The organism is Saccharomonospora iraqiensis subsp. paurometabolica YIM 90007 (genome assembly GCF_000231035.2).
In the GTDB taxonomy this organism is placed as follows: domain Bacteria; phylum Actinomycetota; class Actinomycetes; order Mycobacteriales; family Pseudonocardiaceae; genus Saccharomonospora; species Saccharomonospora paurometabolica.
Genome location: NZ_KI912245.1, coordinates 4,693 through 8,736, shown reverse-complemented (window position 1 = coordinate 8,736; position 4,044 = coordinate 4,693). Strand labels below are relative to the sequence as shown.

The following is a 4,044-nucleotide window of genomic DNA, read 5'->3' as shown; positions in this document are numbered from 1 at the left end:
CCGCCGCTGCGGGGTCGCCGTTCGCGACCGGCGACCCCGCGGCGGCGTGTCCCTCCGGAGCGTCACCGGGTGTGCCTGCGCCAGTGACGTGGTCGGCGCCGTAGGCCGCCAGCACCCGGCGCCGCTTGCGCGGGTGGATGTTGGCGCGGGTGATGTCGCCGTCGTAGTGCGCCAGCACCCGCGGGTCCATCACCCGGCGCCAGAGCGCGGGCACGATCGCCAGCACGATCATCCCGGCGTAGCCGGTGGGCAGGTTCGGCGACTCCTCGAAGTCGCGCAGCGTCTGGTAGCGCCGGGTGGGGTTGGCGTGGTGGTCGCTGTGCCGCTGCAGGTGGTACAGCAGCACGTTGGTGGCGATGTTGTTCGAGTTCCAGCTGTGGCTCGGGTTGACCCGCTCGTAGCGCCGCCGCCCCTCCTTGCCGACGCGCTGCCGGAGCATCCCGTAGTGCTCCATGTAGTTGACGACCTCCAGCAGCGAGAACCCGACCACGGCCTGCAACAGCAGGTACGGCACGATGCCGAGGCCCAGCCAGGCGATCATCGCGCCCCACAGCACGGCCGACATCAGCCAGGCGTTGAGCACGTCGTTGCTCAGCCGCCACGGGTGGCGATCGCGCCGGCCGAAGCGGCGCTTCTCCAGCCGCCAGGCGTTGCGCAGCGACCCGAACACCGTGCGCGGCCAGAACGCGTAGAAGCTCTCCCCCACCCGGGAGCTGGCCGGGTCCTCGGGGGTGGCCACCCGCACGTGGTGGCCCCGGTTGTGCTCGATGTAGAAGTGGCCGTAGAAACTCTGTGCCAGCGCGATCTTGGACAGCCACCGCTCGTGGCTCTCCTTCTTGTGACCGAGCTCGTGCGCGGTGTTGATCCCGATGCCGCCGACCGAGCCGATGGTCGCCGCCAGCCCGATCTTCTCGACGACGCCGAGGTCACCGGTGCCGATCAGCCAGAACGCCACGACGAACCCGGCGTACTGGATCGGCAGGTACAGGTAGGTGATCCAGCGGTAGTACCGGTCGTTCTCGAGCCGTTCGAGCACCTCGTCCGGCGGGTTGGTCCGGTCCAGTCCGGCCACCAGGTCGAGGACGGGCACGACAACGAGGATCACGATCGGTCCGATCCAGAGCCAGACACCCCACCCGGTGGCCTCGCGCAGCCCGATCGCGAGGAACACCAGGGACGGCACGACCAGCCCGAGCAACCACAGGTAGCGCTTGCCGTCCTTCCACTGCTCGGTCGATCCCCGCGGGACCGTCCCGGTGTCGTCACTGACACGCATATGGTCTCGACCTCCTCCGTCAGGTTTACAGAACCGTAGAGGTTGTCGAGACCCTTTGACAATACCCGGAGTTTTGTAAACCCGGATCGTGGCCGCTCCGGTCCCGTACCGGGGGCACCGGCAGAATGACGCGGACACCGGAGGGGAGGGATGGCTCCACTCACGGGTCACGGCGGAGCACCTCCGGCAGAGCCCCCGGTCCACGCTGCAGCGCATCCTCGCCGCATTGCTGATGGCCGACCAGGGCTAGCGGATCCGCCGGCGCGGACACGTGGTGCTCACCGGGACGACGAGGACCGGCTCACCGTCGCCCGGGCGGCCTACCATGCGAGCGCCGACGGGACCGGCCACGGACCCGGTCCCGCCTAGCGAGCCCGCGCGCACACCCGACGACTACGAAACGGGTGGCAACACGCAGAACTCGTTCCCGGACGGATCCGCGAAAACCGTCCACGGGAGACCGTCCGATGGGCTGCTCACCGGCCTCGCCCCGAGACGCTCCAGCCGGTCGACCACCGTGTCGTCGTCGCCGTCGGACCGGACGTCGAGATGCAGCCGGTTCTTGCCCCGCTTCGGCTCGGGCTCGGGGCAGAACTCCAGCAGCGGCCCCCTGCCGGACGGGTGCCGGAGAGCGGCCGGTTCGGCCCGCTCCACCGGGAGCCACCCGGTGATCTCGGACCAGAACGCCGCGTCCCGCTCCGGCGCGGCGCTGTCCAACGGCAACGCCGCGATCGGCTCCGCGCCGACGTAGGAATCCCGATGCTCCATCACGCAGAAGGCGTTGCCCTCCGGGTCGGCGAGCACGACCCACGGGACCTCACCCTGCCCGATGTCGGCGTGGACGGCGCCGAGCGCGAGCAGACGCTCCACCACGGCACCCTGGCGAGCGCCGCCCGCCAGGTCGAGGTGCAGCCGTGCGGGAGACGTCGACGGGGTCGCGACCGGTTGGAAGCACAGATCGAGGAAGAAGTCGTCGGCGAAGGACAGTCGGGCTTCGTAGTGATCAGGCAGGTCGACCTGCGGCTCGGCACCCAGGGCGGCGGCCCAGAACGCGCCCAGCCGTCGTGGTTCCCGCGCGTCCCAGACGATGTTCTCCAGCTGCACGAAGCGCATTCCCTTCCCGACTTACGCTCGCCGCAACGGTATTACCGGACGGGCCCGGTTCGCGGCTACGGACTCTCGCCGCTTTCTCCCGCTTCAGGAAGACGCCGCAAGTTACCCGGCGCTCTTCCGCCGCCATTGAACCAGTGCCATGTCGGCGTCCTCGGCCACGAGACCGATGTCCTCGCGATCCGCTAACGCTTCGAGGACCGGCGCGGCCTCTGCCGCGTGCTCGCGGTCGATCAGGTAGGTCGCTGCCGCGCACCGCACCGCCGCAGGTTGGTCGTCGGCGAGCAACGGAAGCAGGACGGCACCCGTGGTCCCCTGAGCGTCCCACTCGGCGACCTGCGCATCGGTGGCATCGGTATGCCCGTTCGCCTCGTTCACGTCCGGATTCTCACCACGCAGAGCCGCCTCACCAGCGCGGACGTGTCCGACAAAGTCCTCCCGTGCCCGTGTCACCGTCTCGTCACTCGTCATCCTCGTACGCCTCCCGGAGTGCATGCCGGATCGCCCGCAATCCCCTGCTGTACTGTTCGTCCCAGCTCATGTCGTTCATGACATCCCTGAGCGTCTGACCACTGCCGCGCAGCTTGCGGGCGTACCGTGCGGTGATCCTACGGTGCACCCCCACTGGCAGCCAGATCATGTTGTCGGTCGTGTTGACTCTCTCGGGCGAAAAGCCACTGCGATGGTCGTTGGTTTGCGCCTGCTCCACGATGTGATGCAGTTCGTGCCCCGGTCGCCGTCCAAGCGCACGCTTTGCTGCCGAGAATGACGGGAACGTACGCGGTCCGCCCTCCTCGTCAGCGACGGTTCTCGGCAACGTCTGTTCCGGCTTCACCGACGTCGGTGCTGTCGGTGCCGTTGGGGGGTGTACCGGGGCACCGCCGGTCGTGGGGCCGTCGGCTCGGCCTCCCTGGTGGTGTTCTGATATCCCGGCGACTCTTGTACGGAGTGCGGTGAGTGCCCTGATCACCTCGGCCGTCGCGGCAACCAGATGTTGAGCTTGCCCGATCATCTGTGCATCGAACCCGGCGATCTCCGCGAGCTGATCCCGTACTGAACGTTTTCCACTTGGCGTGGTAGAGCCTCAGCGCTGGTGGGGCTGGGTGTGGACAGAGGAGAAGCTCCTGGTAGACGAGTGATTGTCTAGATCAACTCTGTGGCTACCAGGAGCTTCGAGGTGCTTTCTTACCCGTCGGGGATGTCGGTGTCCAGTCGTGCGTTGAACATGCTGGTCGAGGCGTTGCGGCACGAACGGCGGGTACGCGGGACTCGGTGGCGGCGCCTGGAGGCGGGTCGGCAGGCCTTGTTGGTGCTGGCTTACCTGCGCAAAGGCGAGACCTATGCAGACCTGGCGGCCGGGTTCGCGATCGGTGTCACCACGGTGTTCCGCTATATCCGCGAAGCCCTGGGCGTCTTGGCCGCCCGCGCGATCGGGATCACCGAGGCGATCGCAGTCGCCGCGCGCAAGGCCTTCGTCATCCTCGACGGCACCCTGCTGCGCATCGACCGGGTCGGAATGGCCACGGGCCGGGACCGCCCGTACTACTCCGGAAAACACAAAAGACACGGCGTGAACGTGCAGGTCCTCGCCGACCCGGCCGGGCGGTTGATCTGGGCCTCGCCCGCCCTGCCCGGCGCCCGGCACGACATGGGCGCGG

6 protein-coding genes are annotated in these 4,044 nt (G+C 68.4%); 2 read left to right on the top strand and 4 right to left on the bottom strand.

Going from position 1 to position 4,044, the window contains the following annotated elements; genetic code table 11:
• On the bottom strand, positions 1 to 1,276 hold a 1,276-nt coding region (locus SACPADRAFT_RS27730), incomplete at its 3' end, for an alkane 1-monooxygenase (protein WP_007024374.1).
• A gap of 88 nt (positions 1,277 to 1,364) precedes the next feature.
• Here SACPADRAFT_RS27730 and SACPADRAFT_RS31545 point away from each other — a divergent pair.
• A complete protein-coding gene (locus tag SACPADRAFT_RS31545) occupies positions 1,365 to 1,526 on the top strand; it encodes a hypothetical protein (RefSeq protein ID WP_007024373.1) in 162 nt (53 codons plus the stop codon).
• Between the two features lie 143 nt (positions 1,527 to 1,669).
• Here SACPADRAFT_RS31545 and SACPADRAFT_RS0213955 read toward each other — a convergent pair whose 3' ends face one another.
• The 3 genes from SACPADRAFT_RS0213955 to SACPADRAFT_RS0213945 all read right to left on the bottom strand — a co-directional run bounded on the left by SACPADRAFT_RS0213955 (position 1,670) and on the right by SACPADRAFT_RS0213945 (position 3,026).
• Positions 1,670 to 2,389 (bottom strand): VOC family protein, encoded by a 720-nt coding sequence (locus SACPADRAFT_RS0213955; RefSeq protein WP_007024372.1) that lies wholly within the window; start codon positions 2,387 to 2,389, stop codon positions 1,670 to 1,672.
• 102 nt (positions 2,390 to 2,491) lie between these two features.
• Positions 2,492 to 2,764 carry a hypothetical protein gene (locus SACPADRAFT_RS0213950; protein ID WP_028662454.1) on the bottom strand — a complete coding sequence of 91 codons (273 nt, stop codon included), beginning with the start codon at positions 2,762 to 2,764 and terminating at the stop codon, positions 2,492 to 2,494.
• Between the two features lie 82 nt (positions 2,765 to 2,846).
• A complete protein-coding gene (locus SACPADRAFT_RS0213945; protein WP_157577166.1) occupies positions 2,847 to 3,026 on the bottom strand; it encodes a hypothetical protein in 180 nt (59 codons plus the stop codon).
• A gap of 537 nt (positions 3,027 to 3,563) precedes the next feature.
• On the opposite strand from SACPADRAFT_RS0213945, the gene SACPADRAFT_RS27725 reads away from it, so the two are divergent.
• A partial coding sequence (locus SACPADRAFT_RS27725; protein ID WP_040924376.1) for an IS5/IS1182 family transposase occupies positions 3,564 to 4,044 on the top strand: 481 nt, incomplete at its 3' end.

Excerpts from the sequence above, each read along its gene's own strand:
- SACPADRAFT_RS0213955 (WP_007024372.1), bottom strand. The coding sequence starts at position 2,389 with ATGCGCTTCGTGCAGCTGGAGAACATCGTCTGGGACGCGCGGGAACCA.
- SACPADRAFT_RS0213945 (WP_157577166.1), bottom strand. The coding sequence starts at position 3,026 with ATGATCTGGCTGCCAGTGGGGGTGCACCGTAGGATCACCGCACGGTAC.